Annotated in this window: 12 protein-coding genes; 4 read left to right on the forward strand and 8 right to left on the reverse strand. The window is 39.0% G+C overall.

Annotated features, from left to right (window positions below; genetic code table 11):
• Nucleotides 1-178: 178 nt before the first annotated feature.
• Nucleotides 179-1756 carry an acyl-CoA synthetase MbcS gene (mbcS, locus tag C8270_RS00365; protein WP_106494589.1) on the reverse strand — a complete coding sequence of 526 codons (1578 nt, stop codon included), beginning with the start codon at nucleotides 1754-1756 and terminating at the stop codon, nucleotides 179-181.
• A 196-nt stretch (nucleotides 1757-1952) separates the two neighbouring features.
• On the opposite strand from mbcS, the gene C8270_RS00370 reads away from it, so the two are divergent.
• Nucleotides 1953-4949, forward strand: a complete 2997-nt coding sequence (locus C8270_RS00370) for a GGDEF domain-containing phosphodiesterase (RefSeq protein WP_106494590.1) — start codon at nucleotides 1953-1955, stop codon at nucleotides 4947-4949.
• 934 nt (nucleotides 4950-5883) lie between these two features.
• Here the strand turns inward: C8270_RS00370 and pdaA are convergent.
• The 3 genes from pdaA to C8270_RS00390 all read right to left on the reverse strand — a co-directional run bounded on the left by pdaA (nucleotide 5884) and on the right by C8270_RS00390 (nucleotide 8193).
• Complete coding sequence (gene pdaA / locus C8270_RS00380; protein WP_106494592.1) at nucleotides 5884-6681, reverse strand: delta-lactam-biosynthetic de-N-acetylase; 798 nt, start codon at nucleotides 6679-6681, stop codon at nucleotides 5884-5886.
• A gap of 213 nt (nucleotides 6682-6894) precedes the next feature.
• Nucleotides 6895-7695: a YfkD famly protein gene (locus C8270_RS00385; RefSeq protein ID WP_106494593.1), complete on the reverse strand. Its 801-nt coding sequence runs from the start codon at nucleotides 7693-7695 to the stop codon at nucleotides 6895-6897.
• A gap of 105 nt (nucleotides 7696-7800) precedes the next feature.
• Complete coding sequence (locus C8270_RS00390) at nucleotides 7801-8193, reverse strand: OsmC family protein (RefSeq protein WP_106494594.1); 393 nt, start codon at nucleotides 8191-8193, stop codon at nucleotides 7801-7803.
• Between the two features lie 158 nt (nucleotides 8194-8351).
• On the opposite strand from C8270_RS00390, the gene C8270_RS00395 reads away from it, so the two are divergent.
• Nucleotides 8352-9536: an MFS transporter gene (locus C8270_RS00395; protein ID WP_106494595.1), complete on the forward strand. Its 1185-nt coding sequence runs from the start codon at nucleotides 8352-8354 to the stop codon at nucleotides 9534-9536.
• Here the strand turns inward: C8270_RS00395 and C8270_RS00400 are convergent.
• Both C8270_RS00400 and C8270_RS00405 read right to left on the reverse strand, forming a co-directional pair.
• A complete protein-coding gene (locus tag C8270_RS00400; protein WP_106494596.1) occupies nucleotides 9533-10225 on the reverse strand; it encodes an amino acid ABC transporter permease in 693 nt (230 codons plus the stop codon). The two genes, C8270_RS00395 and C8270_RS00400, sit on opposite strands and share 4 nt — an antisense overlap.
• A gap of 1 nt (nucleotide 10226) precedes the next feature.
• Entirely contained in the window at nucleotides 10227-11084 is an 858-nt protein-coding gene (locus C8270_RS00405; protein WP_106494597.1) for a transporter substrate-binding domain-containing protein, read from the reverse strand.
• Nucleotides 11085-11395: 311 nt separating this feature from the next.
• On the opposite strand from C8270_RS00405, the gene C8270_RS00410 reads away from it, so the two are divergent.
• Nucleotides 11396-13336, forward strand: coding sequence for a heavy metal translocating P-type ATPase (locus C8270_RS00410; protein ID WP_106494598.1), 1941 nt, complete (start codon nucleotides 11396-11398; stop codon nucleotides 13334-13336).
• 20 nt (nucleotides 13337-13356) lie between these two features.
• On the opposite strand, the gene C8270_RS00415 is transcribed toward C8270_RS00410, so the two are convergent.
• Nucleotides 13357-14178: a YihY/virulence factor BrkB family protein gene (locus C8270_RS00415; RefSeq protein WP_106494599.1), complete on the reverse strand. Its 822-nt coding sequence runs from the start codon at nucleotides 14176-14178 to the stop codon at nucleotides 13357-13359.
• A gap of 22 nt (nucleotides 14179-14200) precedes the next feature.
• Entirely contained in the window at nucleotides 14201-14506 is a 306-nt protein-coding gene (locus C8270_RS00420; protein WP_106494600.1) for a hypothetical protein, read from the reverse strand.
• A gap of 706 nt (nucleotides 14507-15212) precedes the next feature.
• On the opposite strand from C8270_RS00420, the gene C8270_RS00425 reads away from it, so the two are divergent.
• The gene (locus C8270_RS00425; RefSeq protein WP_106494601.1) at nucleotides 15213-16571 is read left to right on the forward strand and encodes an alanine/glycine:cation symporter family protein; all 1359 of its coding nucleotides are present in this window, start codon (nucleotides 15213-15215) and stop codon (nucleotides 16569-16571) included.
• The last annotated feature ends 81 nt before the right edge of the window (nucleotides 16572-16652 follow it).

A 16652-nucleotide genomic window follows, 5' to 3' on the forward strand; every position in this document is an offset into this window, starting at 1 on the left:
GTAACCATTAAGCCACTAGAAGTGATAGTAAAATCGTCTTTTATCAATGTTTGACTTTGACTATCTTTGACCTTGTAACTACATTATACTCTGACCTTTTTTGACTTTCAAGAGGTTTGGTTAAATTTTTTACAAAAAACAGGTGCAGCTTATGAAGCCACACCCATTTCTTCCTATATTACAGTTTTGCTTTTTCTTTTTGTCTTAATTCAATTCTTCTAATCTTCCCTGATGTTGTTTTTGGCAATTCCTCAATAAATTCAATTTCCCTTGGATATTTATATGGAGCGGTTAGCTTCTTGACATGATCCTGTAACTCCTTAACCAACTCTGGAGTATTCTTGTCCACTCCTGCTCGCAAAACGACAAATGCTTTAACAATATTGCCACGGACTTCATGTGGACTTGCAACTACAGCACATTCTTGGACAGATGGATGTTTGACCAATGCATCTTCCACCTCAAATGGTCCAATTGTATAACCGGAACTGATAATAATGTCGTCACTGCGTCCTTCAAACCAAAAGTAGCCATCTTCATCCTTTGAAGCTTGGTCACCTGTCACATAATAATTGCCGCGCTGGGCTATTTTTGTGCGTTCTGGATCTTTATAATATTCGCGGAATAGTGCAGGACAATCAAGTTGAACCGCAATATCACCTACTTCGCCGACCGCAACAGGATCACCGTTTTCATCGATTACCTCGACATCATTACCTGGTGTCGGTTTTCCCATTGAGCCTGGTTTGACCTTCATATCTTTCATAAAGCCTAGTAACAACGTATTTTCTGTTTGTCCATAACCATCGCGAACAGTTATATCAAAATAGTTGCGGAATGTATCAATTACTTCTCTGTTTAGTGGCTCGCCAGCAGATACCGCACTATGTAGCGCAGGCAGTTGATAATCAGATAAGTTATCTACCTTGGCCATGATCCGATATTCCGTTGGGGTACAACATAAGACATTGATCTCGTTATCCTGAAGCAATGATAAATATGTTTTGGCATCGAATTTCCCGTGATATACAAAGCCCGTTGCGCCAGATCCTAATACAGACAAGAACGGACTCCAAATCCACTTTTGCCAGCCTGGCCCAGCTGTCGCCCAAACGGTATCACCATCATTAATACACAGCCAATTTTCGGACGCTGTTTTTAAATGGGCATAACCCCAACCATGGGTATGTACAACGCCTTTTGGATTTCCTGTCGTACCAGATGTATATGGCAAAAAGGCAATGTCATCGCGTGTCGTATCTGCGATTGCCAATTTATCAGATGCCTCGTCCTTTAAGCGGTCTAAAAAGAGCCAGTCGTCCACAGGTTCGCCAACAACAAAACGTGTTAGTTCATTGTATTCGTTGATTTCTTTGTATTGATCAACAAACGGATAATAGCTTACTACTCCACTGACTTCTCCATGACGAATCCGGTATTGTAAATCTTTTGTTTTCAACATTTCGGAGCTTGGTATAATGATAATCCCCGTTTTTAATGCGGCTAGATAAACTTCATATGCGGCAATCAATCGTGGGATCATAACTAAAATTTTGTCGCCTTTTTTTAAACCTTTTTCTAAGAAAACGTTTCCAATTTGGTTTACATTCTTCATCAACTGGGTATAAGTAACTATATCGTTATTCCCATTATCATCTTGCCAAATTAATGCCTTTCGTTCTGGATCTGTTGCATAACGCTCCATTTCCATTACAATATTATAATTTTTCGGAGCAACCAAGTCTTCTCTGTTCATCTGTATCAACTCCATTACTAGTATGTAAGTTTCATTATAGCAAATGTTGAGAAAACTTTAAATATATATTTTCACACTAAAATAAATTTCGATTTCTTTCGACAAAATGTATTTCAATATCATGACCATTGAACTATACTATTGTTATAGGACAATGCATTTATATTTTTCAATTTATAAGTAGGGACGTGATAACATGGCCAAGGTTCCCCAGAAGAGGAACAGCAATTTCTTACGCTCAATTTTTAAACAAAACAATATAAAGACGGAGAACACATCACCTATTGAGAATGATATTTTATTAGATTACTATCAATCTTTGGCAAGTTATCATCCAGATTTAATTGTTGTTCTTTCATTAGATGGTAAAATCATTTCTCAAAACAGAAAAAGTTTGAATGAATTTTTGGGGTATCATTCAAAAGATGATGTGAATTATAAAGATCTTATTCCTAAAGAAAGTCATCCAATCGTTCAATCGGCATTTTACGCTACATTAAAGGGTAAGCCCCAACGGTATGAGGTCATGATTCGAAATAAACATGAGGAATTATTAAATACAGTTTTAACATTTATCCCAATTAGAAAGACAAACGGCAATGTTGAGGGCATTTACATAATTATTCGCGACAACACGAAACATAAACGTTTGCAGAACGAACTAGCATTGAATGAGCGTCATTTAACACATGCACAACAAATTGCCAATATAGGCAGCTGGGAATACGATATCACGGAAGATAAGCTGTTTTGTTCGGATTATTTTTATGACATTTTTGGATTTGATAAATCGAAGACGGTCCCAAATATGGATAAACCATTTTCGTTTGTTCATCCTGACGATAATGTGAAAGTGAGGAAAATTGTTGACGAATCCTGTCGAAAAGGAATCAGCTATGCAGTTGATTTTCGTATCTATCATGGGAAAACAAACAAATTAAAATATATTAAAGTACAAGCAGAAGCAATTTGGAAAGAAAATAAACCCTATAAGCTTGTTGGGGTGATTAAAGATTATACGATTCAAAAAAACTTGGAAAGTCAAATGGCAGAAACACAGAAAAGTTATCGGCACATTTTTGACCACTTAAATGTTGGTATTTGGCTGCGAGATCATGAATCAGGGAACATCAGCTACATTTCCAAAGGGATGGAATCTATTTTGCAGTACCCACTTGAAACGTTTTACAATAGGGATGGCTCCGCCGTTTGGAAAAAGCTGATTCACCCCGATGACCGGGAAGCAGCATTGGAAAAACAAGCGCAATTGCAACATGGGGAAACATTATTACAACAATACCGTGTTATTTGTGGTGATGGTACAACAAAGTGGGTATTTGACCAAACTGTTCCATGGTTTGATGAAAATGGAAAGCTAGTTAGCGTGTTTGGCATGTTCGCTGATATCACACCAGAAATAGAGATGCAGCAGCAACTCGACTACTTTGCAACACATGACACATTAACAGGACTACCGAACCAACGTAGCCTGTATGAGAAGCTCGACCATTTATGTGCCGAGCGAACGAATAAAAAGTTTGCCTTGTTTTACCTTGATTTAGACCGTTTCCAAATGATTAATGATTCATTGGGCTATCAAATAGGTGATGAAGTACTGAAGCAAATTGCCAATCGACTATTGTCCATATTACCGAACAATAGCTATGTAGCGCGAATCAGCAGTAACGATTTTGTCGCCTTAATAGATGATTATAATACAAAAGACGGCCTTTTCAAGCTGGCGGAAATTCTAATAGAAAAAACGATGGAGCCACTAACCGTTGAAGGCTACGGGTTACACATTACCACAAGTATCGGAATCAGCTTTTTTCCCGATGATGGTGAAACAAAACTCTCGCTAATTGAAAATGCGCATGCCGCTTTATACCATGCAAAAAATCTTGGCAAAAACAATTATCAGCTTTATTCATTTTCGCGTGATATCTCATCCTATAAAAAGTATGTCATTGAGAAAGATATGCGAAGAGCGATTGACAATGAAGAATTCGAAGTGTATTACCAACCACGTGTTGATGCAAAATCTGGTGTGATCCGGGGAGCAGAGGCATTAATTCGCTGGAATCATGAAGAGTGGGGACTTGTCTCACCAGGTGAATTTATTCCGTTGGCAGAGGAAAACCACCTTGTCCACCATATAGGGGAATTTGTTTTGAAACAAGTTTGCTCCCAATTACGTACTTGGAGAGATAACGATGTCAAACTGCGCCCTATTTCTATTAACATTTCGCCACTCAGTTTTATGCGGTCAGGGTTAGTTGCCTTTATCGAAGAACAGCTAACAACGTATGATGTACCGGCAAAGTATTTGGAAGTAGAAATTACCGAGAGCTCTTTATTGCGAAGTGAGCAGCAAGTACTTGAAACATTACAAGGCTTGAAAGATTTAGGGATCAAAATCGCCATTGATGATTTTGGTACCGGATATGCATCTTTAAATTATTTACGTCAATTTCATGCAGATACACTAAAAATTGATAAACTATTTGTAGAAAAAATTTCCGCAGATAATAATAAAAACGCCGCTATCATTTCATCCATTTTACATTTAGCAAAAGGTTTAGAGATGAAAGTAGTTGCGGAAGGTGTAGAGGAATATGAACAATTGGAATTCCTGCAACAGAAGGAATGCGAAGAAATTCAAGGCTACTTATTTTCCAAACCTGTTCCCATTGCTACATTTGAACAAATGCTGCAAACCGGCTTCATTAAACCAACAAAACAAAAACTGGTTAAACCACCAGAGGATGAGAGAAGAAGCTTCTACCGCTTTACTTTCCCTCAACATGTAGTTGGTAAAATGTCGATTACATCGGTCAACAAACGGAAAGTAAATCTCGGTTCTGCCGATGTTTTGGTTAAGGATATAGGCCTTGGCGGGATCAAAGTTCTCTCATCCTTGAATTTGCCAGTTAATTCACCAATAAAATTGCAGTTTTCCATTCGACTGCTCGGAGAAAACTTTGATTTTGATGGTACATTGGTTTGGAAAAACGAAGCAAAGGGAGATACGTTCCATTACGGGATTAATTTTGATATTCATGAAGCTAATGAGGACAGGCTTGCGGTCGTCATTAATAAAATGACCGTACTGCAAAGATTAAATCAAGAAATACCCGATACAAACTTTATTAAAGAAAGCCCTTATCTTTACTTAAAAAAGAATCATATATAATTAACACAACTTTCGCACCAATAAAATATGATCAAACAGTTAGCTGTGGCAAACTTTGAACACCTTTAATAATTGCCTTGACAACTCTGGTAAACATAAAGACTGTTAAGATTGAGGCTGCGATTACTCGCCTTATTGAAAACATTTGTTGATTTATATACAAAATGTGTAATTACTAAAAAATTGCTCCTTCGCCGTTCCGGAAATACACTTCGCTTTCCGGGGGCGGCTGCTGAGCCTCCTTGTGCTAACGCACTGCGGGGTCTCACCTAGGCCTTTCCTCCCCCAGGAGTCTCCGCGTATTTCCTCCACTGGTTTTGCATTTACTACCATTAACTGTAGTAGTATGTGTTCTACCAAGCCACATTCTACCGCTTCACTNGTGCTAACGCACTGCGGGGTCTCACCTAGGCCTTTCCTCCCCCAGGAGTCTCCGCGTATTTCCTCCACTGGTTTTGCATTTACTACCATTAACTGTAGTAGTATGTGTTCTACCAAGCCACATTCTACCGCTTCACTAGTCCGGGTGAGTGGAGGGTGGTGACTCCTGCGGGAACAATGGTTTTCGGTGGGGCGAGTTAGCGCAGCCCCAGCACGTGTCCGAAGACCCCGCAGAGTGGTTTGAAAAGGAAGGTCGACTAAAACCGTCCTTTGCGGACAACGTCGACATACCCCTCGCCGGGGCAAGGAGGCTGAGGCCGTGCCCGCGGAAAGCATCCACCCGGAACGATCCCGGACGGTAGGAAATGCGTGTACTTATAGAAAAGAGTCCAGCAGTCACAACTTGTTTAAATGTGATTAATCCAAAGTCAACTTGAGTAGTGAATATCCACCCTTCCACATTTTATCAAGGCTTATTTGTCTATTTCACGCTGCGAAAGTTGAGTAATTAACAAAAGCGTAAGCGCCTGGATTTGGCGTTTACGCTTTTGTTTTATAAACCATATATCCCGGTAGGAAGCATATCTTTTAGCACTAAATCATCAAGGCTTTTAAATTGATACCCTTGTTTTTTTAACTCCTTAATTAATTTAGCTAATGCTGCTGCATTGTCGGAAGAAACCGTGTGAAGCAATACCACAGCACCAGGATGCATCTGTTTCATAATTTGATCAAAAGCATAATCGCCGCCTTTTTGGGAGTTTGTATTCCAATCAGTGAACGCCAATGACCAGAAAGTATGAATATATCCTAGGTCATTGGCCCATTTTAATGTCTGCTCATTGAACAATCCTTTTGGTGGGCGCATATACTTTATTTCTTCTTGGTTTGTAAGATCTGCAACGGCTGTCTCCAATTCTTCCAGCTCTTTTTTCATCGCATCTTTCGTTAAGATAGTGAAATCTGGATGATGATAAGAATGGTTGCCAATAATATGACCCTCATTCGCCATTCGCTTCACAAGTTCAGGTTCACTTTTTACATAATGACCGGTCACGAAGAATGTTGCCGGTACAGCTTCATCCTTCAATACATCCAGAATATCGTCTGTATAGCCTTGTTCATAACCATTATCGAATGTTAAGTAAACAACCTTATCCCCTGAATAGTCTGCATAGTAGGCACCGTACTTATCAAGCATGTCACGGTACTTTCCAATATCAGGTATTTGATGATCTGAATTTTTCTTATACCCCCAGCCATAGCTACTAGCTTGAACGACAAAACTCATCTGAGAGAAGACAAGCAAAAACAATGCCACGACGGAAACTAAATAATGTATTTTTCGCATAACAACCCACCTGTTTTTTCTTACTTTTTCCTGTTTGCCATGTATTATGCAATACTGATCCGAATCAGGATGGAAATGCAATCACAGGCTGTGGGACAGATGGCAACGAATATCGTACCAAGTTTGCTAACAATAACCGATAAACTAATGACACTTTAACTCTAATAGGAAAAATCCCTGTGAAGGCTTTTTACAGGGATTTTCATACGAGGGCTACTTTAAATTAAACGAGAAGGAAATATAGTCTTGAATTGGTACCCAAGCGCCAATTCCTTGTTTCGTCACGTTTTTTACGACAATTGATTTCTTACTACCTTTCAATTTGATGTACACTTCACCAAACGTTACTTGCCCTTTTTCATTGACTGCTGGTGCATATGCTTTTAATGATCCATATTTTTCGGTCGGTACTGCATACGAATTTTCCTTTTTGGTATTTTTCCCGATAACGGTTTGATAAGACAATGGTAGATCTGTTTTATCTTTTGCCTTTAACAACATCATTTTCTTAATGTCATCTGGCTTGGCAATTTTGTTAGTAAGCGCGCCTTTTACTTCCTTCTTTTGCTCTTGAATATAATTCATCTTCTGATTCGTATCCCCGCCAAGGTTATTCAATTCATTTTCGTTTATTTGTTGATATTCCCAATTGATCGTTGTATCCAATGATTTGTAGTTGACGGGCCAGCGACCTAAATAGATCATTCCACGGTAGCCAATCGCAACGAACGAGGGATCTACTGTCGTTTCGTTTAGCATTTTGATAAGATCGGGATTTTCAATCGGAACCTCCACTTTGTCAATCAATTCCTTAGTCGTTTCACTTGCTTCCACGATTTCCTGGTCTTCCGTTGAATTCGGGAATGTGTTTTCTTTTGAAATATTAAGTACATGGCTCGGTACTTCAAAATCATTTTTTGCCTTTTCCTTTTCTTTCGCAAAACTGTTTAATGGGAAAAGTAAAACGAAAACAAATACAATGAATCCAATCCGATAGATATTTTTTTGTTTCATGTGTCCCATTCCTTTCCATTACCTTACGTGTAACCTTAGTTTTTTCAGACACATGAATATTATACCTGCCATTTATCCGATATTAACGGACGGTAAATCCCTGTTTCACCGACTAAGTTCAATTATCTCCAAGTGCTCTTCCACGTTAATACTGCCTTCAACTGAGCGAATCATGGAACAATTCTTTCTCGATAGCTCTAGATTGCGTTGCATTTTGGCTGGATCTAAATGATTCCCTTTAATCGTGTAATATAAAGAAATGCTTTCGATTCGATTTGCTTCGTCTGGATTTCGTTCTACCTCTGTTCGAATTTGCAGATCCTCATAATCAGTCCGCTGCTTATCTAAAATTTTCCGAAAAACGGACGCACTACATCCAGCGATAGATGCTACCATCAGTTGAAAGGGACGGAATCCATATTCTTCATTTCCCGAAATCGACAGTTCACCATAATCAAATTCAGTCCGCATCCCATTATCTTTCATAAAAAATTCCATTATGAGTCACTTCCTTTTCCTTTTATTTATGCAATAACCTAATTTTCTTCTATCATAACGCATAAATTCATTTTGTTCGTGTCAGATGATTGACCTTTTGTTTAAAAACCATTAAATTGAATTTTGCGAGGATTTTTAAAGAGGAGGATACGGATACGATGGTAACTGCAAAAATCAGGTTTTGGATCCTAATTTCACTTGTAACAATTTCTGGGTTTTCTCAAGGAATGCTATTACCGTTACTCGCAGTCATTTTGGAGCAAAACGGTGTCCCCTCCTCTGTGAACGGATTACATGCAACTGGATTGTATGTCGGTGTATTGCTAGCTTCTCCATTTATGGAAAAACCAATGCGCAAATTCGGTTTTAAACCAATTATTGTTGTAGGCGGACTACTTGTATTTATATCGATGGCATTGTTTCCAGTTTGGCAAGCGCTTTGGTTCTGGTTTATCTTACGCGTCACAATTGGAATTGGCGACAATATGCTGCACTTTGGTACACAGACATGGATCACAACAACTTCAGCAAAAGAAGATAGAGGCAAAAACATCGCACTATATGGATTATTTTTCGGTGTTGGTTTTACGCTCGGACCGTTAATGACCCGCCTTCTTTCTGTTAACGAAACATTGCCATTTTTATTATCGGCGTTATTTAGTGCCGTGGTATGGTCGGGAATGTTTTTTGTCCAAAATAAATGGCCAGTAGAAGAGGCGAATTCATCTCATGCGACAAGTTCTTTTAGTCGCTTTCTGCAAACAGGCAAAATTGCTTGGGTTGCCCTACTTCCTGCATTTGGTTATGGATTTTTAGAAGCCACCTTACATGGAATTTTTCCGATATATGGACTACGGATCGGCCATCATGTCGATATCTTAGCATTGATTATCCCTTGTTTTGCAGCAGGAAGCCTTGTATCTCAGTTGCCTTTAGGGATACTAAGTGACCGAATTGGCAGGCGAAAAGTTCTCTTGTATGTACTGTCGGCTGGGGTTATTTGTTTCTTCTTTGCCGCTATGTTAGAAACTTCATCCATTGCGTTATTTATTCTGTTCGCCCTAGCTGGCATGTTTGTTGGATCGCTTTTCTCTTTAGGTATATCGTATATGACCGATTTATTGCCTGGATCACTTTTACCAGCTGGAAATCTAATGGTCGGCATTGCCTTTAGTATTGGCAGCATTAGTGGGCCATACCTTGGTGGCTTGTTCTTGCAAGTTTTACCTGGAGTGTCATTCTTCTATGTAATTGTCGTGATGCTTTTAATCGTACTAGGGGCTGTATTTGGAAAAAAGGACAAAAAAGTAGGATCTAACCCCGTCAACGAGGCCAGATCCTAAATAAACCGGCTATACCGCTTCTCCATCCGATCTTGCATAAAGGAAATCAACACGCAAATCGGCCAATAGATTAGCGCAACCAAGATGTACATGGTCATCGAATCATACGTTCTTCCAGCCACAATTTGCGCCTTCTGAAACAGTTCTGGCACTGTAATAACTGCTGCCAATGATGTTGCTTTCACAAGGTCCAAATACACATTTGTCAATGGCGGAATGGCAATCCGAATTGCTTGGGGCAAAATCACCTTACGCATTGTCTGCCAGTATCCCATGTTAAGTGCCTTTGCTGATTCCCATTGTCCGTTGCTGACACTATTTAAGGATGAGCGGTTAATTTCAGCAATATATGCAGCACTATTAAGCCCAAACGCCGTTGATGCAGCCAAAAAGGCCGATAGTTCAATCCCAACAACGGGTAAACCTGAATATAGAATGAATAAAAATACTAAAATTGGTGTCCCCCGCATGAAAGAAATATACATTCGTGCTGGCCACCTGAGTATAATCCGGTTAGAACCGCGTGCTAAAGCAAGGAAAAATCCTAGTAACAGCCCTAACGCCATCCCAATGAACGAAACGGACAATGTCGCTGGGATTCCTTCCAGTAAAAACGGAAGGCTTTCCCATGCAAGCTGCCAATCAAATAGCTTCTTAAGCTGAACGACATCTATTTGGAAATCAAACATTCTACTCTATACCTTCAATTTCTATAATTTCCTCATCCGGTTGTTTCGAGACATCCTTTCCACCAAAAAATTCCTTCGATAATTTCGTCAGTGTTCCATCCTCACGCATATCTGTCAATGCTTCATTTACCTTCTTTTTCAATGTATCAGCATCTTTTTCCAGTACAACATTTTGTGTCGTTGGATAGAATTTCAAATCTGGTTGAATCGAGATATTTAAGTCTGGAAACGCCTCCAATGCAAGGCTTTGCAAGTAATAGTCATTAATAATAACGTCTGTGCGCCCGTTATCAACATCCCTTAAATAAACATCATTTGTGACATTTCCATATGTCTTTACTTCTGCACCGAACTTTCGGGCGATATCACTATAAACGGTTGTTGCTGCTCCACCTGCTTTTTTTCCTTTTAGATCTTCTAATGAAGTAAATTCTGATACTTCATCCTTACGCACTATCATCGTGGAATACGAATATTTGTAAGGATCACTAAAGGCAAATTTTTTTTTGTTATTTTCCCTCAAACCTGCCTGGACAACGTCGATTCGTCCGGATTTTAAAGAAGCAAACATCGCATCGAAGCTTAACGTTTCAAACGTTACATCTAAATCTAATCGCTTGGCAATTTCCCGAATTACTTCCACATCATAACCAGTTAATTCATCCGAACCCTCCGGATAATACGAAGCAGGATAAAGTGTTCCAGGAGTTCCAACTACTAATTCTCCAGCATCTTTTATTTCAGTCCATTTTCCATCAGCTTTTTCACGATCCCCTTTTTCCCCTTGTTCACTAGCTTCACCACACGCAACCAAAAGGAATAATAATGTAAGTAATAATGCTCCTACTTTTAACCTCATTGTCATCCATCCTTTTTATGTATTTATTGTTATATAAAAAATTCCATCATGATTGTAACAGTTAATTTCCACTTATTCAATAAATGTACCAACTGTTATTATTTTCACATATAGTCTGTTTTACCTATATTAATACGCTATATGTTCCTACTCTAAAAATTTTATCTTGACTTTATCAAGTAACATGGTAACATTATAACAAATATTAGATTATAATAATTATAAATAATGCTCGTTCAATCATTTATACAACTATTGAATGGGCTGAATGTTAATGATTATTATTCTCAATTAGATAGGAGGCATTGAAAATGATTACCAATTCGAGAACATTAAATCAACCAAAAGGAAGATATGTTGCCGCTTTTCGACCTAACAAGGGCTTTAGCCAAATTGTTGAACATAAAGAATTAATCGCTGCACTATTTAGTGGGCTGCTTATACTTATTGCATGGTGTTTTGGGGATTATCTACCCCATTCGCTCTGGATCGCGCTTCACATTACTGCGTTTGTTGTTGGTGGTTACGCCAAAGCAAAAGAAGGTATCACAGAAACAATTGCCGAAAAACAACTGAATGTAGAAATGCTCATGATTTTTGCTGCCATCGGATCCGTTATCATTGGCTATTGGACGGAGGGGGCCATACTTATATTTATATTTGCATTGTCTGGAGCATTGGAAACATATACAGAGAACAAAAGTAATAAAGAAATTTTATCACTCATGAATTTACAGCCTGAAGAAGCATTGCTGACTATTAACGGGCAAGAAAAAATTGTCCCTGTCTCTGACTTGGTAGTAAATGATACGATACGTGTTAAAGCAGGTGAGCGAATTCCCGCTGATGGTATTATTATCAAGGGGCAATCAGCAATTGATGAAAGTGCGATAACTGGTGAATCGATACCAGTTAACAAGCTGCTCAATCATGATGTTTTTGCCGGAACGGTTGCACTTGATGGATCCATTTCGATTAAAATCACCAAGCAGGCAAATGAGACGTTATTTCAAAAAATTATTCAATTAGTACAATCTGCACAAGCAGAAAAATCTCCATCGCAATTATTTATTGAGAAATTTGAAGGAACATACGTAAAAGTGGTGTTGGCGGTAGTTTTCATCATGATGTTTATACCGACCTTGTTATTCAGCTGGACACTATCTGAAAGTATTTATCGAGCAATGATTCTACTAGTCGTTGCATCACCTTGTGCCCTTGTTGCCTCAATCATGCCAGCAACATTATCAGCCATTTCCAATAGCGCAAAAAATGGTGTCTTATTTAAAGGTGGCGTCCATGTGGAGAATTTAAGCCACATCAGGGCAATTGCTTTTGATAAAACAGGAACATTAACAAACGGAAAACCTGTTGTAACAGATGCATACTTTTGTTCTGACGATGAGAAAGAGCGTATTTTAGCTGTCACAAATGCAATTGAAAATGAATCAACCCATCCGCTCGCTCAAGCGATAACCGCACATTGTCAGGAGCAAATCGATTTGGATACGCAAACGGTCGATGCATTAGAAGTAACAACGATAACCGGGAATGGTGTAACAGGGGTGGTTGATCAGGAAAAATGGAAAATTGGTAAGGCGCAATTTGTTGACGAGGAAGAAGCATTTCATTTTCATAACGGAATTGCAAATAGCTTGGCCAAACAAGGCAAAACAATCGTCTTTGTTAAAAGGAATCATAAACTTGTAGCACTGTTCGCCCTAAAAGACACGATCCGTAATGACACAAAGCAGGCGATAAAAGCACTTCGAAAACAAGGAATCCATACCATTATGCTAACTGGCGATAATGACATTACAGCTAAGGCGATTGCCCAAGAAGCGGGCATCGATGATTATATTGCGGAATGTTTGCCAGAAGAAAAAGTAGATCATGTGAAGGCATTGCGAAAAACATATCAATCTGTGGCAATGGTCGGTGACGGGATTAATGATGCCCCAGCACTCGCAACTGCAAATGTCGGGATAGCGATGGGTGAAGGAACAGATGTCGCTCTAGAAACAGCAGATGTCGTGCTAATGAAGAACGATTTACCTAAAATCACGAACGCAATCACGATCTCTGCACGCATGAATAAAGTCGTCAAACAAAATGTCGTCTTTTCTTTAAGTATTATTTTACTGTTGATCACGTCAAACTTTTTCCAAGTGCTTGACTTACCATTAGGTGTTGTTGGGCATGAAGGCAGTACCATTCTTGTCATATTAAATGGATTACGGTTATTAAAGTAGCTGCCACCGATTGGTGACAGCTACTTTAATAGCTTTTGCTTAATAATGACCGCGTTGATCACACCGCCGATGATGATAATGATTCCTGATATATAAAACCAGATCATGAGGATAATAACAGCCCCTAGGCTTCCGTACATCGCTGAGTAATTACCAATCGTACTGACGTAATACGAAAAAGCCAACGATACTAACTGCCAACAAATGGTCGCAAATATTGCACCCCAAATTGCATGCTTAAAATAAACATGCTTGTTCGGAGCCAACTTGTATAGCAAGGTTAAAACAATGAAAAATATGATCGATGAAATTACCCAACGGATGATGTTCCAAAAATGAATAAAACTTTCGGAATACCCAAAGAAAGAAAATAAGTAGTCCCCAATCATCCTTCCGAAAACAGGTAATACAAATGCTACACAAATAACTAGCACCATTGCGATTGTCAAGACAATAGCGATTAACCGACCAACCACAAATGAACGGTCTTCATCAACATCATAAGCACGATTAAATGCACGCATGATTGCTTTAATACCATTTGATGCCGACCACAATGTCCCGATAATACTAAGCGATAACAAACCACCATTTTGATTATTTACCAACTGACCAATGTTGTCGTTAATTAAGTCCATGGTTTCTTTTGGTGCATATGTTCCAAGAAAGTCAGTAACAACATGCTCATCCAGCGGCAAATAACCAATTAACGTTACCAAAAATAGTAAGAAGGGAAAAAGCGATAACAGAAAAAAATATGCGAGTTGTGCAGCTAAACCAAAGATGTCATCCTCAAAAATGCGATGGAATAACTGTTTAAAAAACGATTTTATTTTTTCCATATGCCTGCTCCCTTCCATTAAATTACATTGTTGTTTCTAGTTTTTTTGGCTCCTCTTTTTTAGTAACTTTATTCATCGTATCTTCTACTTGCTCCAAAGCATTGATTGCGTTATCTGCATTATGATTAAGGCTAGCATTGAATTGATTGCAAGCATCTTTTACATTTCGAATCGCTTCAGATGGATGTTTTACAGCATAATTTGCTGAACTTTTTACAGCGCTTAATTTATTTTTCGTATAGTACCTTGTCTCTTGATCATACATTGCAGCTAATCCACCTGCCATTGCTCCTAATAAAACACCCAAACATAATTTTTGTTTACCCATTACGATCTCTCCTTGTTAAAGTTATGATTTTTTACAAGCCTTAGACCCTTTTGAAACAAGGTCTATGCAACATGGTCCGGTTGAAAATGAGATCGGGAATGCTAGTTTTATTTATACAACCATCAGCAGCTATTCCCGCTCAAATTTTACAATCCTTTCTATTTTGATCATTCATCATTAAATCATTCTTATGTACTTACCAAACCCGTATTCCATCGGATAAAATGTCGTAACAATTGTATCATAATGAAACACACCTACTTTCTAACATATGCTAGTTTCATTATAACGGATTTTCGTTTTAGTTGGAAAAAATTCTATGTTTTCTTCTTTCCGGTAGAATTTATAGTTAAGGTTTTTTCGTAATGTTTGTTGCTTAATAATTGCGTAGTTGTTATAAACTGCGACGTAACCGCTGGGCTCTTTTCTATAAGTACGTTCGTTTCCCGCCGTCCGGGATCGTTCCGGGTGGATGCTTTCCCGTAGCGGTTGTCAAAGCTCCGAACTTGATTCCTAGTTATTGCACATAATCCTTCTATTGTATAACAAACAACAAATGTTTTCGGTGGGGCGAGTAATCGCAGTCCCAATCTTTTAGAAAACAGCCATTGTTAAACAATTTTAAAAAAGCACTTGACTTTTTTGCTCATTTTCGGAATATTTATTATAGGCATATTAATTAAAAAATAGATGAAGGGGGAAAAACATGAATGATATCATCGACAAAATAAGTGGTTTTGTTTGGGGGCCTGTAACATTAGTTTTAATTGTTGGGACAGGCTTGTATCTCACCATTCGCCTTGGGTTCCTGCAATTCCGTACGCTGCCATATGCGTTAAGACTAGCATTCAGCCCGACACGTCAAGACAAAAAATCAAAGGGGGATATCAGTCATTATCAGGCATTAACAACTGCAATGGCTGCAACCATTGGGACAGGTAATATTGTTGGGGTAGCAACAGCAGTCGTCCTTGGTGGTCCTGGAGCCGTGTTTTGGATGTGGATTTCTGCTTTATTCGGTATGGCAACAAAATATTCCGAGGCGCTTCTTGCTGTTAAATACCGGGTTGTCAACAGTAAGGGAGAAATGTCTGGTGGACCGATGTATTATCTGGAACGCGGATTAAAAGCGAAATGGCTAGGTGTGTTATTTGCCATTTTTGGTGCCATTGCAGCTTTCGGTATTGGTAACATGGTCCAATCCAACTCTGTGTCAGATGCATTGGAGCGATCATTTAATGTACCACCTTGGGCAACAGGTATTATCCTTACGATTTTAACTGGTTTGGTAATTTTAGGCGGGATTAAAAGTATTGGACGAGTTACCGCATTCTTCGTTCCGATCATGGCTTTATTATATGTAATCGGCGGCCTTATTATCGTAGCTATGAACATTGATACCGTACCATCTGTTATCGGATTAATTTTTGAAGACGCCTTTACTGGTAGTGCACTTGGTGGTGGTGTGCTCGGAACAGTCATCCGGTATGGGGTTGCCCGTGGGGTGTTCTCTAATGAGGCTGGTCTTGGTTCTGCACCAATTGCAGCAGCTGCGGCCAAAACTGACTATCCAGGCAGACAAGCACTCGTTTCGATGACACAGGTATTGATCGATACGATTATTGTTTGTTCGATCACTGGCATTACCATTGTTATGTCAGGTTTGGCAGGCAGTGGCTTAGAAGGTGGAGATTTAACAGCCGCTTCATTCTCGACATTTTTAGGTGACACTGGTGGCTATATCGTCACAATCGGAATCGTACTTTTTGCCTTCTCGACCCTTGTTGGCTGGTCCTATTATGGTGAAAAGTGTTTTGCATATTTATTTAATGATAAGGCTATCCCTTACTACCGAGTTGTATTCGTTCTAGCCGTTATGTATGGCGCCATAGAAAAGCTTGGTGTTGTTTGGGGAATTGCCGATATTATGAACGCTTTAATGGCCTTTCCGAACCTTATTGGCTTATTAGGCCTGTCGGGTGTCGTTGTATACGAAACAAAGAAATTCCTAAAAGTTGCTAAGGAAGAAAAAGAAGAACGAAAACAAGCTTCCAGAGCATCATAATTTTTCAAAAGGAGCCCAGCATTTTCGGATGATGAAAATGCTGAGCTCCTTTATTTAAAGAAAGTATAAAATTTGGCTCTA

This window comes from Lentibacillus sp. Marseille-P4043 (assembly GCF_900258515.1).
Classification (GTDB): domain Bacteria; phylum Bacillota; class Bacilli; order Bacillales; family Amphibacillaceae; genus Lentibacillus_C.